At 59.7% G+C, this 22,552-nt stretch carries 18 protein-coding genes; 5 read left to right on the top strand and 13 right to left on the bottom strand.

Features of this window, described 5'->3' with window-relative positions; all coding sequences use genetic code 11:
- Positions 1 to 171 precede the first annotated feature (171 nt).
- The 3 genes from MEB48_RS11310 (at position 172) to nadE (ending at position 3,370) form a co-directional block, all read left to right on the top strand.
- Entirely contained in the window at positions 172 to 1,083 is a 912-nt protein-coding gene (locus MEB48_RS11310) for a LysR family transcriptional regulator (RefSeq protein ID WP_237884327.1), read from the top strand.
- 228 nt (positions 1,084 to 1,311) lie between these two features.
- Positions 1,312 to 2,538, top strand: a complete 1,227-nt coding sequence (pncB, locus tag MEB48_RS11305) for a nicotinate phosphoribosyltransferase (protein ID WP_237884326.1) — start codon at positions 1,312 to 1,314, stop codon at positions 2,536 to 2,538.
- Between the two features lie 4 nt (positions 2,539 to 2,542).
- Positions 2,543 to 3,370, top strand: a complete 828-nt coding sequence (gene nadE, locus MEB48_RS11300; RefSeq protein WP_237884325.1) for an ammonia-dependent NAD(+) synthetase — start codon at positions 2,543 to 2,545, stop codon at positions 3,368 to 3,370.
- Between the two features lie 205 nt (positions 3,371 to 3,575).
- On the opposite strand, the gene azu is transcribed toward nadE, so the two are convergent.
- Entirely contained in the window at positions 3,576 to 4,022 is a 447-nt protein-coding gene (gene azu / locus MEB48_RS11295) for an azurin (protein ID WP_237884324.1), read from the bottom strand.
- A 344-nt stretch (positions 4,023 to 4,366) separates the two neighbouring features.
- Between azu and MEB48_RS11290 the strand changes: the two genes are divergently transcribed.
- Both MEB48_RS11290 and MEB48_RS11285 read left to right on the top strand, forming a co-directional pair.
- On the top strand, positions 4,367 to 4,954 hold the full coding sequence (locus tag MEB48_RS11290; RefSeq protein ID WP_237884323.1) for a TIGR00730 family Rossman fold protein: 588 nt from the start codon (positions 4,367 to 4,369) through the stop codon (positions 4,952 to 4,954).
- Positions 4,955 to 5,022: 68 nt separating this feature from the next.
- Positions 5,023 to 5,211, top strand: coding sequence for a hypothetical protein (locus MEB48_RS11285; RefSeq protein ID WP_237884322.1), 189 nt, complete (start codon positions 5,023 to 5,025; stop codon positions 5,209 to 5,211).
- Between the two features lie 73 nt (positions 5,212 to 5,284).
- On the opposite strand, the gene MEB48_RS11280 is transcribed toward MEB48_RS11285, so the two are convergent.
- The 12 genes from MEB48_RS11280 to rnr form a co-directional block, all read right to left on the bottom strand.
- Positions 5,285 to 5,662 carry an NUDIX hydrolase gene (locus tag MEB48_RS11280; protein ID WP_237884321.1) on the bottom strand — a complete coding sequence of 126 codons (378 nt, stop codon included), beginning with the start codon at positions 5,660 to 5,662 and terminating at the stop codon, positions 5,285 to 5,287.
- A 45-nt stretch (positions 5,663 to 5,707) separates the two neighbouring features.
- Complete coding sequence (locus MEB48_RS11275; RefSeq protein WP_237884320.1) at positions 5,708 to 6,598, bottom strand: transglutaminase family protein; 891 nt, start codon at positions 6,596 to 6,598, stop codon at positions 5,708 to 5,710.
- A complete protein-coding gene (locus MEB48_RS11270) occupies positions 6,598 to 9,084 on the bottom strand; it encodes a circularly permuted type 2 ATP-grasp protein (RefSeq protein WP_237884319.1) in 2,487 nt (828 codons plus the stop codon). The genes MEB48_RS11275 and MEB48_RS11270 overlap by 1 nt, the downstream gene beginning before the upstream one ends.
- Before the next feature lie 88 nt (positions 9,085 to 9,172).
- Positions 9,173 to 12,448 (bottom strand): transglutaminase family protein, encoded by a 3,276-nt coding sequence (locus MEB48_RS11265; protein ID WP_237884318.1) that lies wholly within the window; start codon positions 12,446 to 12,448, stop codon positions 9,173 to 9,175.
- 308 nt (positions 12,449 to 12,756) lie between these two features.
- Positions 12,757 to 15,060, bottom strand: a complete 2,304-nt coding sequence (locus MEB48_RS11260; RefSeq protein WP_038978718.1) for a YgiQ family radical SAM protein — start codon at positions 15,058 to 15,060, stop codon at positions 12,757 to 12,759.
- Between the two features lie 217 nt (positions 15,061 to 15,277).
- A complete protein-coding gene (dnaB, locus tag MEB48_RS11255; protein WP_007902695.1) occupies positions 15,278 to 16,672 on the bottom strand; it encodes a replicative DNA helicase in 1,395 nt (464 codons plus the stop codon).
- A gap of 122 nt (positions 16,673 to 16,794) precedes the next feature.
- Positions 16,795 to 17,241: a 50S ribosomal protein L9 gene (rplI, locus tag MEB48_RS11250; protein WP_008035347.1), complete on the bottom strand. Its 447-nt coding sequence runs from the start codon at positions 17,239 to 17,241 to the stop codon at positions 16,795 to 16,797.
- Positions 17,242 to 17,260: 19 nt separating this feature from the next.
- Positions 17,261 to 18,154 (bottom strand): hypothetical protein, encoded by an 894-nt coding sequence (locus tag MEB48_RS11245; protein WP_237884317.1) that lies wholly within the window; start codon positions 18,152 to 18,154, stop codon positions 17,261 to 17,263.
- Between the two features lie 36 nt (positions 18,155 to 18,190).
- Positions 18,191 to 18,421 (bottom strand): 30S ribosomal protein S18, encoded by a 231-nt coding sequence (gene rpsR / locus MEB48_RS11240; protein WP_002551829.1) that lies wholly within the window; start codon positions 18,419 to 18,421, stop codon positions 18,191 to 18,193.
- 28 nt (positions 18,422 to 18,449) lie between these two features.
- Positions 18,450 to 18,872, bottom strand: coding sequence for a 30S ribosomal protein S6 (rpsF, locus tag MEB48_RS11235; RefSeq protein ID WP_007902678.1), 423 nt, complete (start codon positions 18,870 to 18,872; stop codon positions 18,450 to 18,452).
- Between the two features lie 268 nt (positions 18,873 to 19,140).
- The gene (gene rlmB, locus MEB48_RS11230; protein WP_237884316.1) at positions 19,141 to 19,902 is read right to left on the bottom strand and encodes a 23S rRNA (guanosine(2251)-2'-O)-methyltransferase RlmB; all 762 of its coding nucleotides are present in this window, start codon (positions 19,900 to 19,902) and stop codon (positions 19,141 to 19,143) included.
- Positions 19,899 to 22,529: a ribonuclease R gene (gene rnr, locus MEB48_RS11225; RefSeq protein WP_237884315.1), complete on the bottom strand. Its 2,631-nt coding sequence runs from the start codon at positions 22,527 to 22,529 to the stop codon at positions 19,899 to 19,901. The genes rlmB and rnr overlap by 4 nt, the downstream gene beginning before the upstream one ends.
- Positions 22,530 to 22,552 lie beyond the last annotated feature (23 nt).

Genomic DNA, 22,552 nt, shown 5'->3' with positions numbered 1-22,552 from the left:
AAGCAAAAAACAGAAACGTGCAGCCGGATTGATTCGGCTGATCAGACCTGTAGTTTTAGCGCTCCCGAGGTTCTCCAACAAACGACGATTAAGCGAGATATCATTCCGTTTATTCATGCTGCGAATCTGCCGGTAAAAAAGAGCATAGAGAAACAAGAAGAAGGACCACCCATGCTGAATAAACGCTACTTGCCGTCGATCACCGCATTGCAGTGCTTCGAAGCCGTGACCCGGCATTTGAGCTTTACCCGTGCCGCCGAAGAGCTGAACCTGACGCAGAGCGCCGTGAGCAAACAGGTCGCGCAACTCGAAGAATTGCTGCAACACCTGCTGTTCCGCCGGGTGCGCCGACGCCTGCAAATGACCCCGGCAGGTGATTTGTACCTGGTGGAGGTGCGAAAAATCCTCACCCAAGTCGAAATGTCGACCCATTACCTGCGCTCCTACGGCGGAGACACCGAAGTCTTGCGAGTCTCGACGCCGCCGACCTTCGGTGCACGCTGGTTGGTGCCACGCCTGAAAGGCTGGCGCCTGCGTCATCCATCAATCCACTTGGACCTGTGCAGCGAGCAGGAAGCCGACGATCTGCTGCAAGGTCGCAGCGACTTGGCGTTCTACTTTGGCCAGGGCTCACGGCCCGGCACCGAAAGCCTGAAGCTGTTTGGCGAGGAGCTGGTGCCGGTCTGCGCGCCGGGCAGCCTGCCGGACGCGCCGTTCACCGACCCGACGCAACTCACCGACCTGGTCCTGCTGCAAAACGCTTCCCGGCCCCAGGCCTGGCACGACTGGTTCGACAGCCAGGGCTACCACACCGAACACAGCTACCACGGCCCGCGTTTCGAAACTTTCTACATGTGCATCCGCGCCGCCCAGGTCGGCTGCGGCGTAGCGCTGCTGCCGAAGTTTCTGGTGGAGGAGGAATTGGCCGACGGCAAACTGGTCATTCCCTGGAAGCATGCGATGCCCAGCACCGACGCCTATTACCTGGCGTATCCGGAGCATTCGGCGGAAGTCCCCAAGGTGCGGGATTTTGTGAAGTGGATGTTGGAGCAGATTGATAGTCCGGACATACCGCAAATTTAGGGGTGTACCCAATACCTGTGGGAGCGGGCTTGCTCGCGAAGGGGCCGGCACATTCAACATCGATGTTGACTGGCATTACGCTTTCGCGAGCAAGCCCGCTCCCACAGGGATCTGTTGCGATCCAAAAAATTGCTGGCAAGCTCACCGTTGATATGCGCCACTAGCCCCATTCATTGAAACAGCTGCAACGTCGCTGCCACGGGTCGCGGCCAGCCTGGAGACCCCCTTATGAGCGAGAGTGTGTTTGCCGATCGCATCGTGCAGAACCTGCTCGACACCGACTTCTACAAACTGACGATGATGCAGGCGGTGCTGCACAACTATCCGAATGTGGAAGTCGAATGGGAGTTTCGTTGCCGTAACAGTGAGGATCTGCGCCCGTACCTGGCGGAGATCCGGTTCCAGATCGAGCGTCTGGCCGAGTTGAGCCTGAGTGCCGATCAGTTGAGTTTCCTGGAGCGCATCAGCTTTCTGAAACCGGATTTCCTGCGCTTTCTCGGGCTGTTCCGCTTCAATCTGCGCTACATCCACACCGGCATTGAAAACGGCGAGCTGTTCATCCGTCTGCGCGGGCCGTGGCTGCACGTGATTCTGTTCGAAGTGCCGCTGCTGGCCCTGGTCAGCGAAGTACGCAACCGCTATCGCTACCGGGAAATCATTCTGGAGCAGGCGCGCGAGCAGCTGTATCGCAAGTTCGACTGGCTGACCGCCCATGCCAGCGCGGACGAATTGTCCGAGTTGCAAGTAGCCGATTTCGGCACCCGCCGTCGCTTCTCGTACCGTGTACAGGAAGAAGTGGTGAACGTGCTCAAGCATGACTTCCCAGGACGCTTCGTCGGTACCAGCAACGTGCACCTGTCGCGGGAACTGGACATGAAGCCACTAGGCACCATGGCTCATGAATGGATCATGGCCCACCAGCAACTCGGTCCGCGGCTGATCGACAGCCAGAGTGCCGCCCTCGACTGCTGGGTCCGCGAATACCGGGGTTTGCTGGGGATCGCCCTGACCGACTGCATCACCTCCGATGCCTTCCTCAACGATTTCGACCTGTTCTTTGCCAAGCTCTTCGACGGCTTGCGCCATGATTCCGGTGACCCGGTGCAGTGGGCGGAAAAAGCCATCGCCCACTACCACAAACTTGGCATCGACCCGATGAGCAAGACCCTGGTGTTTTCCGACAGCCTGACGTTACCCAAGTCCCTGGAGATTTTTCGGGCATTGCGCGGTCGGATCAATGTCAGCTTTGGCATCGGCACCAACCTGACGTGCGATATTCCGGGTGTCGAACCGATGAGCATCGTGCTTAAAATGACGGCCTGCAACGGCCAGCCGGTGGCCAAGATTTCTGATGAGCCTGGCAAGACTCACTGCAAAGACCCAAATTTCGTCGCCTATTTGCGACATGTTTTCCAAGTACCTGCCGCCATTTCCAGCCCATCTAGCAAGGAGTGAATTCATGCAAGCCGTACAGCGTGAGATTGCTGAACAGCTCAAGGTCCAACCGCCGTTCGCGGATCAACTCGCCCTCGAGGCTGAAGTTGCCCGGCGGATTACCTTCATTCAGGACTGCCTGGTCAATGCCGGGCTCAAGACGCTGGTGCTGGGCATCAGCGGCGGCGTCGACTCCCTGACCGCCGGCCTGCTGGCCCAGCGCGCCATGCGTGAACTGCGCGAACGCACCGGGGACAGCCGCTACAAGTTCATCGCTGTGCGTCTACCCTATGGCGTCCAGTTCGACGAACACGACGCCCAGGCCTCGGTGGACTTCATTGCCCCCGATGAGCGCCACACCGTGAACATCGGCCCGGCGGTAAAATCCCTGGCCAGCGAAGTGGCGGCCTTCGAAGGTAAAGAGGCGGTGCAGAGGGATTTCGTGCTGGGTAACACCAAGGCGCGGATGCGCATGGTTGCCCAATACACCATCGCTGGCGCGGCTCATGGCCTGGTGATCGGCACCGATCACGCGGCAGAAGCGGTGATGGGCTTCTTCACCAAATTCGGTGACGGCGCCTGCGACCTCGCACCGCTGAGCGGCCTGGTGAAGAATCAGGTCCGGGCGATCGCCCGCAGCTTCGGCGCGCCGGAGTCGCTAGTGGAAAAAATCCCGACCGCCGACCTCGAAGACCTGTCGCCGGGCAAACCGGACGAAGCGTCCCACGGCGTGACCTATGCCGAGATCGACGCCTTCTTGCACGGCGAGCCGGTGCGTGAGGAAGCGTTCAAGATCATCTGCGACACGTATAAAAAGACCCATCACAAGCGTGTGATGCCGTTTGCGCCTTGAGGCCGTGGGTGCCTGTACTGACGCCTTCGCGGGCAAGCCACGCTCCTACAGATTTTGTGTCGGACGCCGGTAATGGGCACGACGCAAATCCTGTAGGAGTGAGCGGTGCGGCGATCCGACTTGCCCGCGAAGAACGATGACACGGTCAACCGTCAGGCACAAAAAAAGCGTCCCGAGCGGACGCTTTTTTATGTACTTGATTCGATTACTTCAAAGTAACCGTACCTTTCATCATCGAGATGTGGCCCGGGAAGGAGCAGAAGAAACCGTATTTTTCCGCAGCATTGAGCTTCGCCACATCGAAAGTCACCGAATCGGTTTCCTTCGCGCCGATGACTTTGGTGTGAGCGATGACGCGGGCATCACCTTCTTTCAGGTAGTTCTTGTCGATACCTGCCGCCAGGCCGTCGGTGGCGATCGGCTGCATGTCGGCTTCTTTGCTCAGCACCCAGTTATGACCCATGACGTTTTTCGGCAGACTGCCAGAATGTTTCAGTTCCACGGTGAACGTCTTGCAGCTTTTGTCGATGGTGATGTCCTTGGTATCAAAGGACATCTGGTCAGTGGAGTCGACAGTGACCTTGCATTCGGCAGCCATCAATTGGCTGCTAGCCAGTGTCAGCAGGGATACCGCAACAAGTTTGGCAAACATGGTGAATCTCCAAGGCAGGGTTAACAAAAGCGCTAATGGACAGAAGACTGCCTGAAATCTTCGCAAGTTCCTATGACCTGAATCAAAAATTGTATACAACTTTCGGGCTATGACACTCATCGAAACAATCTACCAGCCAGACGTCTGGCACGGCCCTATCATCAGGACCGTCATCTCTCATCCGGAGCGTCTGTCATGTCTTTCAACAGTTTATTGAGCAGTTTGCTCGCCGCTTATGCCTGTGGCGCCAGTGGCACCTGTGAAACACCTGAACACGAGGTTTAACCCTTGGAACGAGGCAAGCCTGCCTTTACTCTGTGGCCCTGATGACCATGGAGTAAGGCATGTCTTTAGCGTCCGTTTGTGTATTTTGCGGTGCCAGCACTGGCACTAACCTGGCTTATCGTGAAGCGGCTGTCGCCTTGGGGCGAGCATTGGCCGAGCGTAAGCTGACGCTGGTCTATGGCGGCGGCACCGTCGGGCTGATGGGGATTGTGGCCGACGCCGCACTGGCAGCCGGCGGTGAAGTGATCGGCATCATCCCGCAGAGCCTCAAAGACAAGGAAATCGGCCACAGCGGCCTGACCCGCCTGGAAGTGGTCGACGGCATGCATGCGCGCAAGGCGCGAATGGCCGAGCTCAGCGATGCCTTCATCGCTCTGCCCGGCGGCCTCGGCACGCTGGAAGAGTTGTTCGAAGTCTGGACTTGGGGTCAGCTCGGCTATCACACAAAACCGCTGGGTTTGCTGGAAGTGAACGGTTTCTACAGCAAGTTGACGTCTTTTCTCGATCATATCGTCGGCGAAGGCTTCGTTCGCGAAGCGCACCGTGACATGCTGCAAATGAGCGAATCGCCGCAAAACCTGCTCGACGCACTGGACGCCTGGCAACCCTCGGTACCGCCAAAATGGACCGAGCAAAAACCCAGCTAACGGCTCGACACCGATACAGGGCAGAATATGCGCCGCTCAACCTCACCTTCGACCCCAGAGGATCGCCCATGGCCAAACCTAATTATTCCTTCGCCAAACGTCAGAGAGACTTGGCCAAGGAGCAGAAGAAAGAGGAAAAGCTTCAGCGCAAGAAAGCTACAGCTGAAGAAGATGCAGCAGCACTGAACCCGGATACCGAAGGCGAAGTGACTACAGACGAAACTGAAGCACCGAAAGATCAGGCGCCCGACGCCTGAGACCCTCAGGGCCCGATGATCTGATCAGGCCCACCGGATCTGTGTCCAGGGTCAGCAACGATGTTGCTGACCCTCACAGTCCCAGCGCTTTACCAATCGAATCGCGATACCCCTTGGGCAAGTTGGCCGGCAATTGCGCCGGATCGAACAAGCCGATTTCCTTGTGTTCATGACTGATCGTCGGCACAAAACCGCCCAGCAACTGACAGCGGTAGGTGGAAATGAACACGTGTTTGCCGGGGATCACCTCGAACAGGTATGAATCCAATGGCTCTCCCACTGCGACTTCAATGTTCAGTTCTTCGACGATCTCGCGCGCCAGGCACTGCGGTGCTGTCTCGCCCAATTCGATTCGCCCGCCGGGCAACTCCCATTCGTCGCGCTCGTTGAGCATCAGGACGATCAAGCCTTCGGGAGATCGTAGTACACCTTTGATTGAAACCGGGAACATGGAAAACCCTCATCAGTAAAAGCAATACATCCCCTGTGGGAGCGGCTACTCCAACGGCATTACGGTGACCCGAACCTCCGGATCGTGGCTACCACCGCCCAGAATCACCCCACGCAACGGCGACACATCGGAAAAATCCCGGCCCCAGGCCAGGGTGATGTGCTCCAGCGCCGGTTGCACATTGTTGGTCGGGTCGAAATCCACCCAGCCCAACACCGGACAAAACACCGACACCCAGGCATGAGACGCATCGGCGCCGACCAGCCGTGGCTGGCCCGGCGGGGGCTGGGTCAGCAAGTAGCCGCTGATATAACGCGCCGCTAATCCCCGGGAGCGCACACAAGCGAGCATCAAATGCGCAAAGTCCTGACAAACCCCACGCCGCCTCTCCAGCACTTCCACCAGCGGCGTTGCCACTTGGGTCGCTTCGGCGTCAAAGGTGAATTCGCTGAAAATCTTCTCCATTAACGCCTGAACCCCCAGCAGCAACGGCCGGCCAGGAGGAAAGCAACTTTCGGAGAACTCGATGAAATTGCGCTTCAAATGCACATAGGGCGATTCGAACCGGTAACGACACGCTTCGAGTATCTCGGGTGACAGCGGCTGACTGCTGTAGGTCAACGCGTTGCAGGTCTCTTCCCAGGCCGGCGATTGATTGAAGTCCAACGATGGCCGGGCCAGCACTTCGACGGTGAGCCGGGCATTGACCAGCAATTCATCATGCGGTCGCTCGAACGCCAGCCGGGTCAGTGGGTTACCGAACACATCCAGCTCATCCCGGCGTGAAGTCGGTTCGGGACTGATCTGCAACTGCTGCTCGGTGCAGCGCTGCCAGGTACAGGCCCGTGGCCACAGATGCGCCAGTTGCTGGGCAAGGGATACCGGGCTGTCATAGTGATAATGGGTGTCGTGGAAAATCTGGTAATGAGCATTCATCAGACGGACACCGTACGTTGGCTGACATCATCGACATGGGCGAAATGGCGCAGCGCCAGGCGATCCGATACTTGTCCGCTGGCATCGGCGATCTCCTGCAACAGATCGGCCAGCCCTTCGATGGCGGCGCGAACACTGGCCTCGCCAAACAATGAGTTTTCCAGGCAACCCAGATCGAAGCGCGCCAGCCGCTCCACCAACTGCGGCAGACCTGTTTCGCGCGGCGCACCAAAGTCGTCGTTCAAGCGTTTCAAGGTGCGGGTCACCAGTTTCAACTGGAACAGCACCGCATGTGGGTTCTGCTCGTCGAGCAACAACAGGTCCAGCACCGGGATCAATTGCGCCACCGCCAAGTACCGCGATCGGTAAGTAATGCTGCTGTTGCCCAGTTCCAGTAGCCACTCCAGCCCAGCCTGATCGAAAGCCCCCGCACCGCGCAAAAAGGCCGCCAGGCTGCCGCTGAGAAATTGCAGCCGCTCGATCCGTCGACCGATCATCAGGAAACGCCAGCCTTCGTCCCGGGTCATGTCGTCGAGGGCAAAACCGGACAGCGCCGCCAGCGACATTACCAATCGGTTGAGGAAATCCAGCAACTCGCCGAAATCCGGCTCGTCGGTTTCCAGCGCCAGGGCTTCGCGCTGCAATTCCACCAGTGCCTGCCAGTTTTCCCGCGAAAGCTTGCCGCGTACTTGCGAAGCCGCCCACTGCAGGCGTTGCAGGTTGGAGCGCAGGCTGAACGGCCAATCATCGCCGAGCAGTGTCGCCAATAATCGCTCTGGCAATTCGCCCTCCTCCGGCAACAGATTCAGACGCTCGCCGAGATCGACCGCGGCCTCGAGGGCCTGCGGGTCATCGCCGTCGACATAGCGCGCCAACATAATCCGCAGCAGCCGCGCGCTGTCATCGCAGCGTTCGCAGTAACGGCCGAACCAGAACAGATTCTCGACCACCCGCGATGGCAGATACGGATCGCGTCGTACCAGATCGTGAACGCCAATGCTGCGCTGGGCTTTCCATTGTTCACCGCTGGGCGGGCGATCGCCCAACACCCAAGTGTCTTTGCTTGCGCCGCCGCGCTGCATTGATACCACTTCAGCGTCGGCCTCGGCGGCAACCCGGGTTAGCCCGCCGGGCAGTACTCGATAACCGTCCCGACTGGCCACCGCATACACGCGCATGCCAATGGCCCGCGGTTGCAACTGACCACCTTCGGCCTGCCAGACCGGCGCCTGGGACAGCTGCGCCAACTCTTGCGCAACATAGGCGTAAGGCCGCGCCTGCATGCGCTCGGCCAGGGCCTGGCGCTGTTTTTCACTCAAATCACGACCAAACACCGGGGCGAAGCTCTGCGACGGAAACGCCGGCTTGATCAACAGCTCCGGCAGTTTTTCCAGGGCCTGGGCCAGTACCGGTGCTTCACCGCACCACCAGGTCGCAATGGACGGCAGGATCAGCTCTTCACCGAACAGAAACTGATTGATCTTCGGCAGAAAGCCCAGCAACCCCGGCGATTCCAGTACGCCGCTGCCCAGTGCGTTGGCCACCAGCACCCGGCCTTGGCGCACGGCTTCGAGCAACCCCGGCACGCCGAGGGCCGAGTCGGTGCGCAGCTCCAGCGGATCGCAGAAATCATCGTCGAGCCGACGCATGATCGCGTGAACCCGACGCAGGCCGCTCAAGGTTTTCAGGTAGACCGTGGCATCCCGGACGGTCAGGTCACCGCCCTCCACCAATGGATATCCGAGCTGGCGAGCCAGGTACAGGTGTTCGAAATAGCTTTCGTTGAAACGCCCCGGCGTCAGCAGCACCACCAATGGCGCTTCGTCATCGCTCGGCGCTTGACGGGCGAGCGTTTCCTGAAGGGTGCGGAAGAATCCGGCCAGGTGCTGCACCTTCAAATCGCGGTACAACTCAGGGAAGGCTCGGGACACGATGGTACGGTTTTCAAGCGCGTAACCGGCACCGGATGGCGCTTGAGTCCGATCCGCCGTCACCCACCAGCGACCGTCAGGCGTACGCGCCAGATCCACGGCATATAGATGCAGAAAGGCCCCGTCGGGCGGCGCAATGCCCTGACAGGGCCAAAGGAAGTTGTTGTGACCGAACACCAGCTCAGCGGGCAGCAGACCTTCGGCGATCAAACGCTGAGGGCCGTACAAGTCCGCCAGCACAGCATTGAGCAAGCGCGCCCGCTGAGCGATCCCGGCCGATAACTGCTTCCACTCATCAGCGGCAATCACATGGGGCAGCAGGTCCAGCTCCCACGGCCGATCGGCACCCTTGGGATCGGCGTAGACATTGTAGGTCACACCGTTTTCCTGGATCTGCCGGGTCAGCAGCGCCTGACGCTGCGCCAGTTGCGTTGGCGTGCTGCGTTGCAATTGATCGAACAACCGCCGCCAGTGCGGGCGCACGGCGCCGCTGTCGTCGAGCAGTTCGTGATAAGTGCCCGCGGTCAGCGGGTAACGGTCAAGCAGGTCAGGCATGGAAAGCTCGGCAGACAGCAAAGAACGGTCAGACTAACGCAGGCACATGACGCCCGGATATACGAAAAATCCGAGCGTCGCGTACGGTTTAGAAACGTCGCAAATCGAGAGTCATCGGCAGCTCGTCGTTAATTTCCAGATTCGGTATAGGAAGTTTCCCAGGCGTATGTCCGATACGGAAGAAACGCGCCATCCGCCGACTCTCGGCCTCATTGGCGTTCACCGGCAGGCTGTCGTAATTGCGCCCCCCCGGATGGGCGACGTGGTACTGACAACCGCCCAGCGAACGCCCCATCCAGGTGTCGAGCAGGTCGAACACCAGCGGCGCGTGGACCGGGATGGTCGGCTGCAGGCAGTTGGCCGGTTGCCAGGCACGAAAGCGTACGCCGGCGACAAACTCACCGACCCGCCCCGTGGGTTGCAACGGCACCGGGATGCCGTTGCACGTCAGCAAATAACGCTGAGGAGACAGGCCGCTGAGCTTGACCTGCAAACGCTCCAGCGACGAATCCACGTAACGCACCGTGCCACCGGCCGCACCTTCCTCGCCGAGTACATGCCAAGGCTCCAGTGCCTGACGCACTTCCAGTTGGATGCCGCTGACGGCGTAGTCACCGACCTTGGGAAAACGGAATTCCAGATGCGCCGCGAACCACTCGGCCCGCACGGGGTAACCGGCGGCATTGAGATCGACGATCACATCAGCGAAATCCTGCTCGATAAAGTGCGGTAACAGGAACCGGTCGTGCAGCTCTGTACCCCAGCGCGCCAGTTTCGACGGTGCATAAGGCTCGCGCCAGAACCGCGCCACCAGCGCCCGCAGCAACAGCTGCTGAGCCAGGCTCATGCGCGCATGGGGCGGCATTTCAAAGGCCCGCAGTTCCAGTAACCCGAGGCGCCCGGTGGCGCCGTCCGGCGAATAGAGTTTGTCGACGCAAAACTCGGCGCGGTGGGTGTTGCCGGTCACATCGATCAGCAAATTGCGCAGCAAGCGATCCACCAACCAGGGCGGGCATTCCTCGCCCGGCTTCGGCATCTGTGCGAAGGCGATTTCCAGTTCATACAGCGAATCGTTGCGCGCCTCATCCACCCTCGGCGCTTGAGACGTCGGGCCGATGAACAATCCGGAAAACAGGTAGGACAAGGACGGATGGTTATGCCAGTAGCTGATCAGGCTGCGCAGCAGATCGGGACGGCGCAAAAACGGTGAGTCAGCCGGGGTTGCGCCACCCAATACGAAATGGTTGCCGCCGCCGGTACCGGTGTGTCGGCCGTCGATCATGAACTTCTCGGTGGTGAGTCGAGTCTGGCGCGCCTCTTCATAAAGAAACTCGGTGCGCTCCACCAACTCATCCCAGGTGGCGGACGGCTGGACGTTGACCTCGATCACCCCCGGATCCGGAGTAATGCGGAAGTTGCTCAGGCGCGGATCGCTCGGCGGTTCATAGCCTTCCAGCAACACCGGGCAATGCAATTCCTCGGCGGTGGCTTCGATGGCGGCGACCAGCTCCAGATAGTCCTCGACCCGCTCCAGTGGCGGCATGAACAGGTACAACCGGCCTTCTCGCGCTTCGGCGCAGAATGCGGTGCGGGTCAGCCAGTCGGCGGACTCGTCAATCTTTGGCGCACGCTCATCAGCCGTTTTCGGTTGAACGTGATTCTGTAGCTGGTCGGTGCTCGGCAGCTCAGGGAAATCCTGATTCGGGTCGACAGGATGAATGAAGGGATATTCCGCTGCTTTCACCCAAGGCTGCGAGCCGAGCGGCAAGCGATATCCCAGCGGCGAATCCCCCGGCACCAATCGGCAATGATCTTCCCGCAGATACCAGCGACCGCTCTGCCATTGATCGCCTTTGGCGGTGCGCGCCAGCGGCAGAACCTGGCCGATAACCTTGTCCAGCCCCTGGCTGAAGACTTTGCGCAGGCGCGCCCGCTCCAAAGGTTCTTCCAGCCGTGAGTCTTCGGCGCTGACGTTCTGCGGTAAAGCACCTTCACGCCAGAGGTAATAGAAATTGTCTTCGTAGGCAGGGAACACAAAGCGTGTCGGAATTTTCAGGCGCTCGGCGACACTCGCCAGAAAACGTCCGGCCAATTCGCCATCAGCGCCGTAGTCTTCCTGCTCATCGGCGATCAGCGCACCGTTGTGCCAGATCGGCACACCGTCGCGGCGCCAATAGCAGTTCAGCGACCAGCGCGGCAGTTGTTCGCCGGGGTACCACTTGCCCTGACCGAAATGCACCAGGCCTTTGGGCGCGTAATGCTTGCGCATGCGCTGGAACAGTTCGGCGGACAGGCGACGCTTGTCCGGACCCAGCGCGGCGGTGTTCCACTCGGCGCCGTCCGGGTCATCGATGGAAACGAACGTCGGTTCGCCGCCCATGGTCAGGCGCACATCGCCTTCGAGCAGGTCGGCATCGATCTGCCGGCCCAAGGCCTGAATCGCCAGCCATTGGTCCTCGGTGTAGGGTTTTGTTACGCGCGGCGCTTCCCAAATCCGCTCCACAGACATCTCGTGGGTAAATTCGCACTCACACGGTTCCACCAAACCACTGATCGGTGCCGCAGAAGACGGATCGGGACTACAGGCCAACGGAATGTGTCCTTCACCGGCAAACAGCCCTGAGGTCGCGTCCAGGCCAATCCAGCCGGCACCGGGTAAATAGACTTCGCACCAGGCGTGCAGGTCAGTGAAGTCCACTTCAGTGCCTGAGGGGCCGTCGAGGCTTTTGACGTCGGCGGTTAACTGGATCAGGTAACCAGACACGAATCGCGCCGCCAGGCCGAGGTTGCGCAGCAATTGCACCAGCAACCACGCCGAGTCGCGGCAGGAACCCGACGCATGCTCGAGGGTGTGTTCCGGGGTCTGTACGCCAGGCTCCATGCGGATCAGGTAGCCGATGTCTTCGCTGAGGCGCTGGTTGAGCGCGACCAGGAAATCCACGCTCGGTAGCGGCGTGCGGTCGATGCCCTCCAGATAGGCCTTGAATTTCGGCGTCAGGGGCAAGGTTTCCAGGTACGGCGCCAGCTCTTTGCGCTCATCTGCGGTGTAGGTGAAAGGGATCTTTTCGGCGTAAGGCTCGAGGAAGAAATCGAACGGATTGAAAACTGCCATCTCGGCCAGCAAGTCGACCTCGATCCGCAACTCATCGGTTTTTTCCGGGAACACCAACCGCGCCAGGTAATTGCCCTGAGGGTCCTGTTGCCAGTTGATGAAATGCTGCTCAGGCGAGACCTTCAGCGCATAGGACAGTATCCGCGTGCGGCTGTGAGCGGCCGGGCGCAGGCGAACGATCTGCGGACCGAGCTCGACAGCGCGGTCGTAGCGGTAATGCGTGACGTGATGCAATGCGACATGAATCGACACGGCGTGCCTCCTGCGAGCCTGAACGTTATTGAAAGCGGCGCAAGACTTATGCCATACAGCTGCGTTGGCGCTTTCACAGATTTGCTCAGGGCAGTACAGCACCAAAATCGGGCGGTGCGGGAAATTGGTTTGGGAGAGTTGCACACAAATGTGGCGGAGGGAGGGTTGGGGCTTGATCGTTCCCACACTCTGCGTGGGAATGCAGCCCGTGATGCTGCGCGTCACTGGACGCGGAGCGTCCCTTGAGGCATTCCCACGCGGAGCGTGGGAACGATCAGGTTGGCGTTCTGTTCAGCTCGAGCGAGGGCTTAGCGCGGCACTACCGGCTTGCGCGCAGGCTTCGGCCCCTTGCCTTTGGCCGCGTCCTTGCGCTCCTTGGCCGCCTGCTGGTTGCGCGCGAATGCCGCAGCCTTGGCCTGTTCACGCTTGTCCCACGGGTTACCGCCATCGCTGGCACGCGGTGGCAGGCCAGTGTGCTGGGTCAGGATCTTGGTGGTCTTTTCCCCTGCCACTTTGTGGCTGCCGGCCGGTGTCGAGTTCTTGCGACGGGCGCTCTGGTAGCTGTCGGTCGCCGGCTGATGCAGCGGGATCAACTGGTTCTTGCCCGGCCCGATCAGGTCGGCGCGGCCCATGCGGGTCAGCGCTTCACGCAGCATCGGCCAGCCTTTCGGGTCGTGATAACGCAAGAACGCCTTGTGCAGGCGACGCTGTTCTTCGCTCTTGACGATGGTCACGGCGTCACTCTTGTAAGTGACCTTGCGCAGCGGGTTCTTGCCCGAGTGGTACATCGCGGTGGCGGTGGCCATCGGCGACGGGTAGAACGCCTGCACCTGGTCGGCACGGAAACCGTTGCCCTTGAGCCACAGCGCCAGGTTCATCATGTCTTCGTCGGTGGTGCCCGGGTGAGCGGCGATGAAGTACGGAATCAGGTACTGCTCTTTCCCGGCTTCCTTGGTGTACTTCTCGAACATGCGCTTGAACTTGTCATAGCTGCCGATGCCCGGTTTCATCATCTGGTTGAGCGGACCTTCCTCGGTGTGTTCCGGGGCGATCTTCAGGTAACCACCGACGTGGTGGGTCACCAGCTCTTTGACGTATTCCGGCGACTCGACCGCGAGGTCGTAACGCAAGCCGGACGCGATCAGGATCTTCTTCACACCCGGCAAGGCCCGGGCGCTGCGATAGAGCTGGATCAGCGACGAGTGATCGGTGTTCAGGTTCGGGCAAATGCCGGGGAACACGCACGAAGGCTTGCGGCACGCGGATTCGATTTCCGGCGTCTTGCAGGCGATGCGGTACATGTTCGCGGTCGGTCCGCCGAGGTCGGAGATCACCCCGGTGAAGCCTGGGACTTTATCGCGGATCTCTTCGATTTCGCGAATGATCGACTCTTCGGAACGGTTCTGGATGATCCGGCCTTCGTGCTCGGTGATCGAGCAGAACGTACAGCCGCCGAAGCAGCCGCGCATGATGTTCACCGAGAAGCGGATCATGTCGTAGGCCGGGATCTTTTCCTTGCCGTAAGCCGGGTGCGGAACCCGTGCGTAAGGCATGCCGAACACGTAGTCCATTTCTTCGGTGGTCATTGGAATCGGTGGTGGGTTGAACCACACGTCGACTTCGCCATGCTTTTGCACCAGCGCACGGGCGTTGCCCGGGTTGGTTTCCAGGTGCAGCACGCGGTTGGCGTGGGCGTAAAGGACGGCGTCGCCACGGACTTTTTCAACCGATGGCAGGCGAATCACGGTTTTGTCGCGAGTCATCTTGGGGCTGGCCAAGATTTGCACGACCTTTGCTTCGCTCGGGTCTTCAACCGGACCTTTTTCCTGCTCGATGGCGCAGGCCTGGGTGTCCTGGGTGTTCACATACGGGTTGATGATCTTGTCGACCTTACCCGGACGGTCGATGCGCGTGGAATCGACTTCGTACCAGTCTTTCGGCGTATCACGACGAATGAACGCGGTGCCGCGCACGTCGGTGATGTCTTCGATCTTGTGACCATAGGACAGGCGCTGGGCGACTTCAACGATCGCGCGCTCGGCGTTGCCGTAGAGCAGGATGTCGGCGCAGGCGTCGATCAGGATCGAGTTACGCACCCGGTCCTGCCAGTAATCGTAGTGAGCGATGCGGCGCAGAGAGGCTTCGATGCCACCGAGCACGATCGGCACGTTTTTGTAAGCTTCCTTGCAGCGCTGGCTGTAAACCAGGCTCGCACGATCCGGACGTTTGCCTGCCAGGCCACCGGGGGTGTAGGCGTCGTCGGAACGGATTTTCTTGTCGGCGGTATAGCGGTTGATCATCGAGTCCATGTTGCCGGCCGCGACGCCGAAGAACAGGTTCGGCTCGCCGAGCTTCATGAAGTCGTCTTTGGACTGCCAGTTCGGCTGCGCAATGATCCCGACGCGAAAGCCCTGGGCCTCCAGCAGTCGGCCGATGATCGCCATGCCGAACGACGGATGGTCGACATAGGCATCACCGGTGACGATGATGATGTCGCAGGAATCCCAGCCAAGCTGATCCATCTCCTCCCTGCTCATCGGCAGGAATGGCGCTGGCCCGAAACATTCGGCCCAGTACTTGGGATAGTCAAATAACGGCTTGGCTGCTTGCATGTCGATAACCGGTGTTGGCTTTCATTGAATTTCGCGGGCGCGGAATATAGCACAAAAATTGACCAATTCCGACGGCTATGGTCGGAAATTGGTATCGCCCCCTTCGCGGGCAAGCCTCGCTCCTACAGGTCATGTGTCGTTCGCGGAATGTGATTCCACACAAAACCTGTAGGAGCGAGGCTTGCCCGCGAAGAGGCCCGACCAGACAACGAATAACTTACTCGTCGTCGAAGTTGTAGCTACCCGGCGCCAGGTTTTCGAAGCGGGTGTATTTACCGATGAACGCCAGTCGTGACGTGCCGATCGGACCGTTCCGCTGTTTGCCGATGATGATCTCGGCGATGCCTTTATGCTCGGTTTCCGGGTGGTACACCTCATCCCGGTACACGAACATGATCACGTCAGCATCCTGCTCGATCGCTCCGGATTCCCGCAAGTCGGAGTTGATCGGGCGTTTGTTCGGTCGTTGCTCCAGGGAGCGGTTGAGCTGGGACAGCGCCACTACCGGGCAGTTGAATTCCTTGGCGAGGGCTTTCAAGGAACGGGAGATCTCGGAAATCTCGTTGGTCCGGTTGTCGCCGCCGGAACCCGGGATCTGCATCAACTGCAGGTAGTCGATCATGATTAGGGCGATGTCGCCGTGTTCACGCACCAGACGCCGGGTCCGCGCGCGCATCTCCGACGGGCTGATACCGGCCGTGTCGTCGATGAACAGCTTGCGATCGTTCAGCAGGTTGACCGCCGAGGTCAGGCGTGGCCAATCGTCGTCGTCCAGGCGACCGGCCCGGACCTTGGTCTGGTCGATACGCCCAAGGGACGAAAGCATACGCATGATCAGCGATTCGCCTGGCATCTCCAGCGAGTAAACCAGTACGCACTTGTCGCTGCGCAACACGGCGTTTTCCACCAGGTTCATCGCAAAGGTGGTTTTACCCATGGATGGACGGCCGGCGACGATGATCAGGTCGGAAGGCTGCAAGCCGCTGGTCTTCTCGTCGAGGTCGGTGTAACCGGTGGACAGGCCGGTGATGGCGTTGTCGGTGTTGAACAAGGTGTCGATGCGGTCGATAGCCTTGGTCAGCAGGTCATTCACGCTCACCGGGCCGCCGGTTTTTGGCCGGGCCTCGGCGATCTGGAAGATCTGCCGCTCAGCTTCGTCGAGAATCTCTTCAGCCGTGCGGCCTTCCGGGTTGAAAGCGCTGTCGGCAATTTCGGTGGCGATGCCGATCAACTGCCGCAACGTCGCGCGCGCACGAACGATTTGCGCATAGGCCTTGATGTTGGCGACGGACGGCGTGTTTTTCGCCAGTTCGCCGAGGTAACCGAGGCCACCAACTTGCGAGGTCTGACCTTCCTTGTCCAATTGCTCGGCAAGGGTCACGACGTCGATGGGGGAGTTCTGGTCCGCCAGCTTGGCGATGGCCCGGAAAATCAGGCGGTGGTCATGCCGATAGAAATCGCCGTCGGAGACTTGATCGAGCACGCGTTCCCAGGCGTTGTTGTCCAGCATCAGACCACCGAGCACGGCCTGTTCGGCCTCGATGGAATGCGGCGGCACCTTCAGGGCAGCGGTTTGCAGATCGTATTGCTCGGGAGCGGAGATATCGTTCATGGCCACTTGGAGTTAGTTGTAGAAAATCAGGAACTGCAGAAAGACAAAGGGCACGACCTGTAAACAGGATCGTGCCCGATGTTACCGGCAAGCACCCGAGGGTGCCAGCCGACAAGTGCTGCTTAAGCTGCTACCACGACAACGCGTACGGTGGCTTCAACTTCGGCGTGCAGGTGCACGGCTACGTCGAATTCGCCTACGTTGCGGATGGTGCCGTTTGGCAGACGAACTTCGCTTTTTGCAACTTCAACGCCAGAGGCGGTCAGTGCATCAGCGATGTCGTGGGTGCCGATCGAACCGAACAGCTTGCCTTCGTCACCAGCGGTGGCAGTGATAGTCACTTCCAGCTCAGCCAGTTGGGCGGCACGGCTTTCAGCCGAAGTTTTACGGTCTGCTGCGGCTTTTTCCAGCTCAGCGCGACGCTCTTCGAACGCAGCCAGGTTGGCTGGGGTCGCAGCGGTAGCTTTGCCGTAAGGCAGCAGGTAGTTACGACCGTAACCAGCCTTAACGTTCACTTTGTCACCCAGGTTGCCCAGGTTGGTGACTTTTTCCAGAAGGATCAGTTGCATGTGAAAATCCTCTTAACTTTTAACCTTCACCGTTCGCGCTATCGGCATCTTTCGGTGCCGAACGACCGCGAAAATCAATCAGGCTGTCGACGATGGCCAGGACCACCAGCAACGGATAGATCAGCTGCATGAACAGCAACAGCGTGACGTACAACCCCACCAGCCAGAATTTGGCCAGTCGCTTTTGCGCCACCAGCCCGTGAATCAAGGCCAGCCCGGCGAACACCAGCGGTACGCTGCACAACGGTGTCAACATGGCCAACTGCGAGCCTAAGTTAGGCCCCAGAAGCATCAACACCAGCAGCAACATCGCCGGTAAAAGCGGGATTCGGATGGCGCGAAACTCGCGACCAAAACCACCCGGGTTGTACAACAACGCCTGCCAGTAGCGCCCGACAATCAGGCTCAGCACACTGACGATTTGCAACAAAGCCGCAATCAGGCCGGTCAGGACCGGTGCAATCAGGGACGCGAAACGCGCTTGCTCGTCTACCGACAATTGCTGGTAGACATCACCGAGTAGCGACGGCATGACCTTTATCAAAGCCTGCGCCAGCATCTCGATCTGGGGCGCAAAAGCCGCCCCCAGCACCACTGAAAACACCAATCCCATCGCTATGCTGACCAGCAGCACGCGGTTCCAGGACTCACTTGCGCGCAAAACCAACGCAAGGCTCGAAGAACCCAACAGCACCAGAAGTGCCCGTGGGTCGTCGGAGTAAAGCCACCAGATCAATGCCGGCAGCAATCCCAGAGCAAGAACGCCCAAGGCATCCTTCAATCCGCGCCGCAAGAGCACAAGGCATCCGGCGGCAGCACCCAACCAATACAACAACGGCAATGTTGCGCATCCGGCCACTACCAGAGTGGCCTGCATACGGCCGCGCATGATGAACTCAGCTAAGGCGCGCATGCATTCAATCCTTTGCTACGTGTCGACTGCCCGGTCTCAGCGGCCGTGGCTGTCGGTGTAGGCCAGCAGGGCCAGGAAGCGGGCGCGCTTGATAGCGGTGGCCAGCTGACGCTGATAACGAGCTTTGGTACCGGTGATGCGGCTTGGAACGATTTTGCCGGTCTCGGATACGTAAGCTTTCAGAGTGTTGAGATCTTTGTAATCGATCTCTTTCACGTCTTCAGCGGTGAAGCGGCAGAATTTACGACGACGGAAGAAACGTGCCATTTGATAGGCTCCTTAAAAGGTCCGTGGATTACTCGTCAGCGTTATCGCTGGCGTCGCTGTCATCACCATCAACGCCTTCGGCGTCGGAGTGCTCAGGACGGTCGCGACGCTCACGGCGCTCACTGCGGTTTTCTTCAGCCTTGAGCATCTCGGATTGGCCGGTAACGGCTTCTTCGCGACGGATGACCAGGTTACGGATCACTGCATCGTTGTAGCGGAAGTTGTCTTCCAGCTCGGCCAGAGCCTTGCCAGTGCACTCAACGTTCAGCATCACGTAGTGAGCCTTGTGAACATTGTTGATTGCGTAGGCCAGTTGACGACGGCCCCAATCTTCCAGACGGTGGATTTTGCCGCCGTCTTCTTCGATCAGCTTGGTGTAACGCTCAACCATGCCGCCGACTTGCTCGCTTTGATCCGGGTGGACCAAAAAGATGATTTCGTAATGACGCATGAATGCTCCTTACGGGTTGTAGCCTGCCGCTCAAAAGCGGTCAGACAAGGAGTGAATGACACTTATGGACTTGCTTGCGATAGACACATGCGTGCCTGCCGTCACAGCAAGGGGCGCAATTGTAGAGAAGGGACAGAAGAGGCGCAAGGCAATTGGTGATTATTTGAACAATCATTATCACCGCTGACTTGTAGGAGCCGGCTTGCTGGCGATGGCGACCTCACGGGCGTCTTCGCTGGCAAGCCAGCTCCTACAGGCGGGGCTTCAATCAGGATTTTTTGGCGGCAGCTTTGACGCCGCGCTGACGCAGGGCTTCGAACAAGCAAACACCGGTTGCCACGGAAACGTTGAGGCTGCTGACACTGCCCGCCATTGGCAGACGTACCAGGTAGTCGCAAAGATCGCGAGTCAGGCGGCGCATTCCGCTGCCCTCCGCGCCCATGATCAGGATGGTCGGGCCGGTCAGGTCTTGCTGATACAGATCCTGCTCGGCCTCGCCCGCCGTACCGACGACCCACAAGCCACGCTGCTTGAGTTTTTCCAGGGTGCGCGCCAGGTTCGTCACGGCCACCAACGGAATCACCTCCGCCGCGCCGCAGGCGACTTTACGCACCGTCGGGGTCAGCGTGGCTGACTTGTCTTTTGGCACGATCACCGCCAGCGCGCCGGCCGCATCGGCCGAACGCAGGCAAGCGCCGAGGTTGTGCGGATCGGTCACGCCGTCGAGCACCAGCAACAGCGGCGCGCCCTCAGTGCGATCGAGCAATTCGTCGAGCATCGCTTCGCCCCAGACCTGACTCGGACTAACGTCCGCGACCACGCCCTGGTGCACGCCTTCTACCCATGCATCGAGCTCACGACGCTCAGCCTGACCGACCGCTACGCGATTTTCGGCAGCGAGCTCGATCAGCGTCTGCACCCGCGGATCACTGCGGCCTTCAGCCAGCCAGATCTGCTTGACGCGTTTTGGGTGGTGACGCAGCAATGCTTCAACAGCATGCACGCCGTAGATCTTTTCCAACTGACTCATGACTTGGCCTTAGGTTTACGCGCCCCGCCGCTTCTGGCAGCTGGAGCGGAACCCGCTTTTGGCGGGCCTTTACGATGTTTGCTCGGTTTTGCTGGCTTGCCGCCGGAGGCCTTGTCAGGCGCCGACCGCCCGGTCTTTCCCCCAGACGCCGCTTTACCGCCGCTTTTCGCTTCAGACAGCAACGCCTGTTTCAATTCACGACTTTTGCGCAACTCGGCATTTTTTGCCGCCGCATCGCTCGGGCGATAGGCTTCGACAGCCTTTTCCTTGGCAGGACGACGACCGGTTTTCGCCGGCGCCGGTTCTGCGGCGGTTTTAGCCGCTGGAGCGGCTGTTTCGGTTCCGCGCTTCTTGCGCCCGATCGGCGCACTGATGGTTTTCTCAGCCATCTCGAAGTCAATCTTGCGCTCGTCAAGGTCGACGCGCATGACGCGAACCTCAACGGTGTCACCAAGGCGGAAGCTACGACCGGTACGCTCACCGGCGAGGCGGTGGTGTACAGGATCGAAGTGGTAGTAATCACCCGGCAGCGCGGTGACGTGCACCAGACCTTCGACGTAAATGTCCGTCAGTTCGACGAACAGGCCGAAACCGGTCACGGCAGTGATCACACCCGGGAACGATTCGCCCACGCGATCTTTCATGAACTCGCACTTGAGCCAGTTCACCACGTCACGGGTCGCTTCGTCGGCACGACGCTCGCTCATCGAGCACTGCTCGCCGAGCTGCTCCAGAGTCGGTTCATCGTACGGGTAGATGCGCGCTTTCGGAATGATCATCGCGCCGGCACGGCGAACGTGCGGGGTGTCCATTTTCGAATGGATGACGCTGCGAATCGCCCGGTGCGTGAGCAAGTCCGGGTAGCGGCGAATCGGCGAAGTGAAGTGGGTATAGGCTTCGTAATTCAGGCCGAAGTGGCCCTGGTTATCGGCGCTGTACACCGCCTGGCTCAACGAACGCAGCATGACGGTCTGGATCAGGTGGAAATCCGGACGGTCCTTGATGCCTGCCAGCAAAGCCTGGTAATCCTTCGGCGACGGACCATCCTTGCCTTTGTGCAAGGACAGGCCGAGCTCGCCAAGGAAGGCGCGCAGTTTTTCCAGACGTTCCGGTGGCGGGCCGTCATGGACGCGATACAACGCAGGGATTTCGTGCTTTTTCAGGAATTCGGCAGTGGCCACGTTGGCCGCCAGCATGCATTCCTCGATCAGCTTGTGGGCGTCGTTGCGAACGGTCGGGCGGATTTCGGCAATCTTGCGCTCGGAACCGAAGATGATCCGGGTTTCCTGCGTTTCGAAATCGATCGCGCCGCGAACGTGACGGGCCGCCAGCAGAACCTTGTACAGCGAGTACAACTGCTTCAGATGCGGCACGACATCGGTGTACTCGCCACGAAGCTTGCGCCCCTCGGTGGCTTTCGGCGTTTCGAGCATCGCGCTGACCTTGTTGTAGGTCAGGCGAGCGTGAGAGTGAATCACCGCTTCGTAGAAGCAATAGTCAGTCATCTCGCCGGATTTGGAGATGGTCATCTCGCAGACCATGGCCAGACGATCGACGTGCGGGTTCAGCGAGCACAGGCCGTTGGACAGTTGCTCAGGCAGCATCGGCACGACGCGCTCGGGGAAGTACACCGAGTTGCCACGAACCTGGGATTCGTTATCCAGTGCCGAACCGATTTTCACGTAACTGGAAACGTCGGCGATCGCCACGTATAACTTCCAGCCACCGGAGAACAGACGCAGCTTGCCCGGTTTGGCTTCGCAGTAGACCGCGTCATCGAAGTCGCGTGCATCTTCGCCGTCGATGGTCACGAACGGCAGATGGCGCAGGTCGATGCGTTTCTCTTTGTCTTTCTCTTCGACTTCTGGCTTGAGCTTGGCAGCTTCCTTGAGCACCGCTTCAGGCCAGACGTGAGGAATATCGTAGGTGCGCAGGGCGACATCGATTTCCATGCCCGGCGCCATGTAGTTACCCACGACTTCGACCACGTCGCCTTGCGGCTGGAAGCGTGGCGTCGGCCAGTGAGTGATCTTCACTTCGACGAACTGACCGATCTGCGCGTTGGCGTGGCGGCCCGGCGTCACCAGCACTTCTTGCTGGATCTTCGGATTGTCCGCGAGGACGAAACCGATACCGCCCTCTTCGAAATAGCGACCGACAATGGTCTCGTGGGCACGGGACACCACTTCGACGATCATGCCTTCGCGGCGACCGCGACGGTCGAGACCGGAAACACGCGCCAAGGCACGGTCGCCATCGAATACCAAACGCATTTGCGCCGGGCTCATGAACAGGTCGTCACTGCCGTCGTCCGGGACCAGGAAGCCGAAGCCGTCACGGTGACCGCTGATGCGGCCCAGGATCAGGTCGAGCTTGTCCACCGGCGCATAAGTGCCGCGACGGGTATAAATGAGTTGAGCGTCGCGCTCCATGGCGCGCAGGCGGCGGCGCAGGGCTTCGATCTGGTCTTCTGTGGTCAGACCAAACTCTTCGACCAGCTGCTCGCGGTTAGCAGGCGAACCTCGATCAGCAAGGTGCTGAAGGATCAGTTCACGGCTAGGAATAGGGTTTTCATATTTTTCCGCTTCACGAGCGGCCTCGGGATCGAGGGACTGCCAATCGGCCATTAGAGAGTTTTCACCTTGTCTAT

It is taken from the genome of Pseudomonas sp. PGPR40 (genome assembly GCF_022014505.1).
Lineage (GTDB): Bacteria > Pseudomonadota > Gammaproteobacteria > Pseudomonadales > Pseudomonadaceae > Aquipseudomonas.
The sequence above is the reverse complement of the archived record's forward strand: the minus strand, read 5'-3'. Positions and strand labels throughout refer to the sequence as shown.

Bases quoted from the DNA above. Each gene is read 5' to 3' on its own strand.
- rlmB (WP_237884316.1), bottom strand. From the start codon at position 19,902: ATGAGTCAGTTGGAAAAGATCTACGGCGTGCATGCTGTTGAAGCATTG.
- dnaB (WP_007902695.1), bottom strand. From the start codon at position 16,672: ATGAACGATATCTCCGCTCCCGAGCAATACGATCTGCAAACCGCTGCC.
- MEB48_RS11290 (WP_237884323.1), top strand. From the start codon at position 4,367: ATGTCTTTAGCGTCCGTTTGTGTATTTTGCGGTGCCAGCACTGGCACT.
- MEB48_RS11260 (WP_038978718.1), bottom strand. From the start codon at position 15,060: ATGCAAGCAGCCAAGCCGTTATTTGACTATCCCAAGTACTGGGCCGAA.
- MEB48_RS11245 (WP_237884317.1), bottom strand. From the start codon at position 18,154: ATGCGCGCCTTAGCTGAGTTCATCATGCGCGGCCGTATGCAGGCCACT.
- pncB (WP_237884326.1), top strand. From the start codon at position 1,312: ATGAGCGAGAGTGTGTTTGCCGATCGCATCGTGCAGAACCTGCTCGAC.
- rpsF (WP_007902678.1), bottom strand. From the start codon at position 18,872: ATGCGTCATTACGAAATCATCTTTTTGGTCCACCCGGATCAAAGCGAG.
- MEB48_RS11285 (WP_237884322.1), top strand. From the start codon at position 5,023: ATGGCCAAACCTAATTATTCCTTCGCCAAACGTCAGAGAGACTTGGCC.
- MEB48_RS11310 (WP_237884327.1), top strand. From the start codon at position 172: ATGCTGAATAAACGCTACTTGCCGTCGATCACCGCATTGCAGTGCTTC.
- rpsR (WP_002551829.1), bottom strand. From the start codon at position 18,421: ATGGCACGTTTCTTCCGTCGTCGTAAATTCTGCCGCTTCACCGCTGAA.
- rplI (WP_008035347.1), bottom strand. From the start codon at position 17,241: ATGCAACTGATCCTTCTGGAAAAAGTCACCAACCTGGGCAACCTGGGT.
- azu (WP_237884324.1), bottom strand. From the start codon at position 4,022: ATGTTTGCCAAACTTGTTGCGGTATCCCTGCTGACACTGGCTAGCAGC.
- MEB48_RS11275 (WP_237884320.1), bottom strand. From the start codon at position 6,598: ATGAATGCTCATTACCAGATTTTCCACGACACCCATTATCACTATGAC.
- nadE (WP_237884325.1), top strand. From the start codon at position 2,543: ATGCAAGCCGTACAGCGTGAGATTGCTGAACAGCTCAAGGTCCAACCG.
- MEB48_RS11280 (WP_237884321.1), bottom strand. From the start codon at position 5,662: ATGTTCCCGGTTTCAATCAAAGGTGTACTACGATCTCCCGAAGGCTTG.
- rnr (WP_237884315.1), bottom strand. From the start codon at position 22,529: ATGGCCGATTGGCAGTCCCTCGATCCCGAGGCCGCTCGTGAAGCGGAA.
- MEB48_RS11270 (WP_237884319.1), bottom strand. From the start codon at position 9,084: ATGCCTGACCTGCTTGACCGTTACCCGCTGACCGCGGGCACTTATCAC.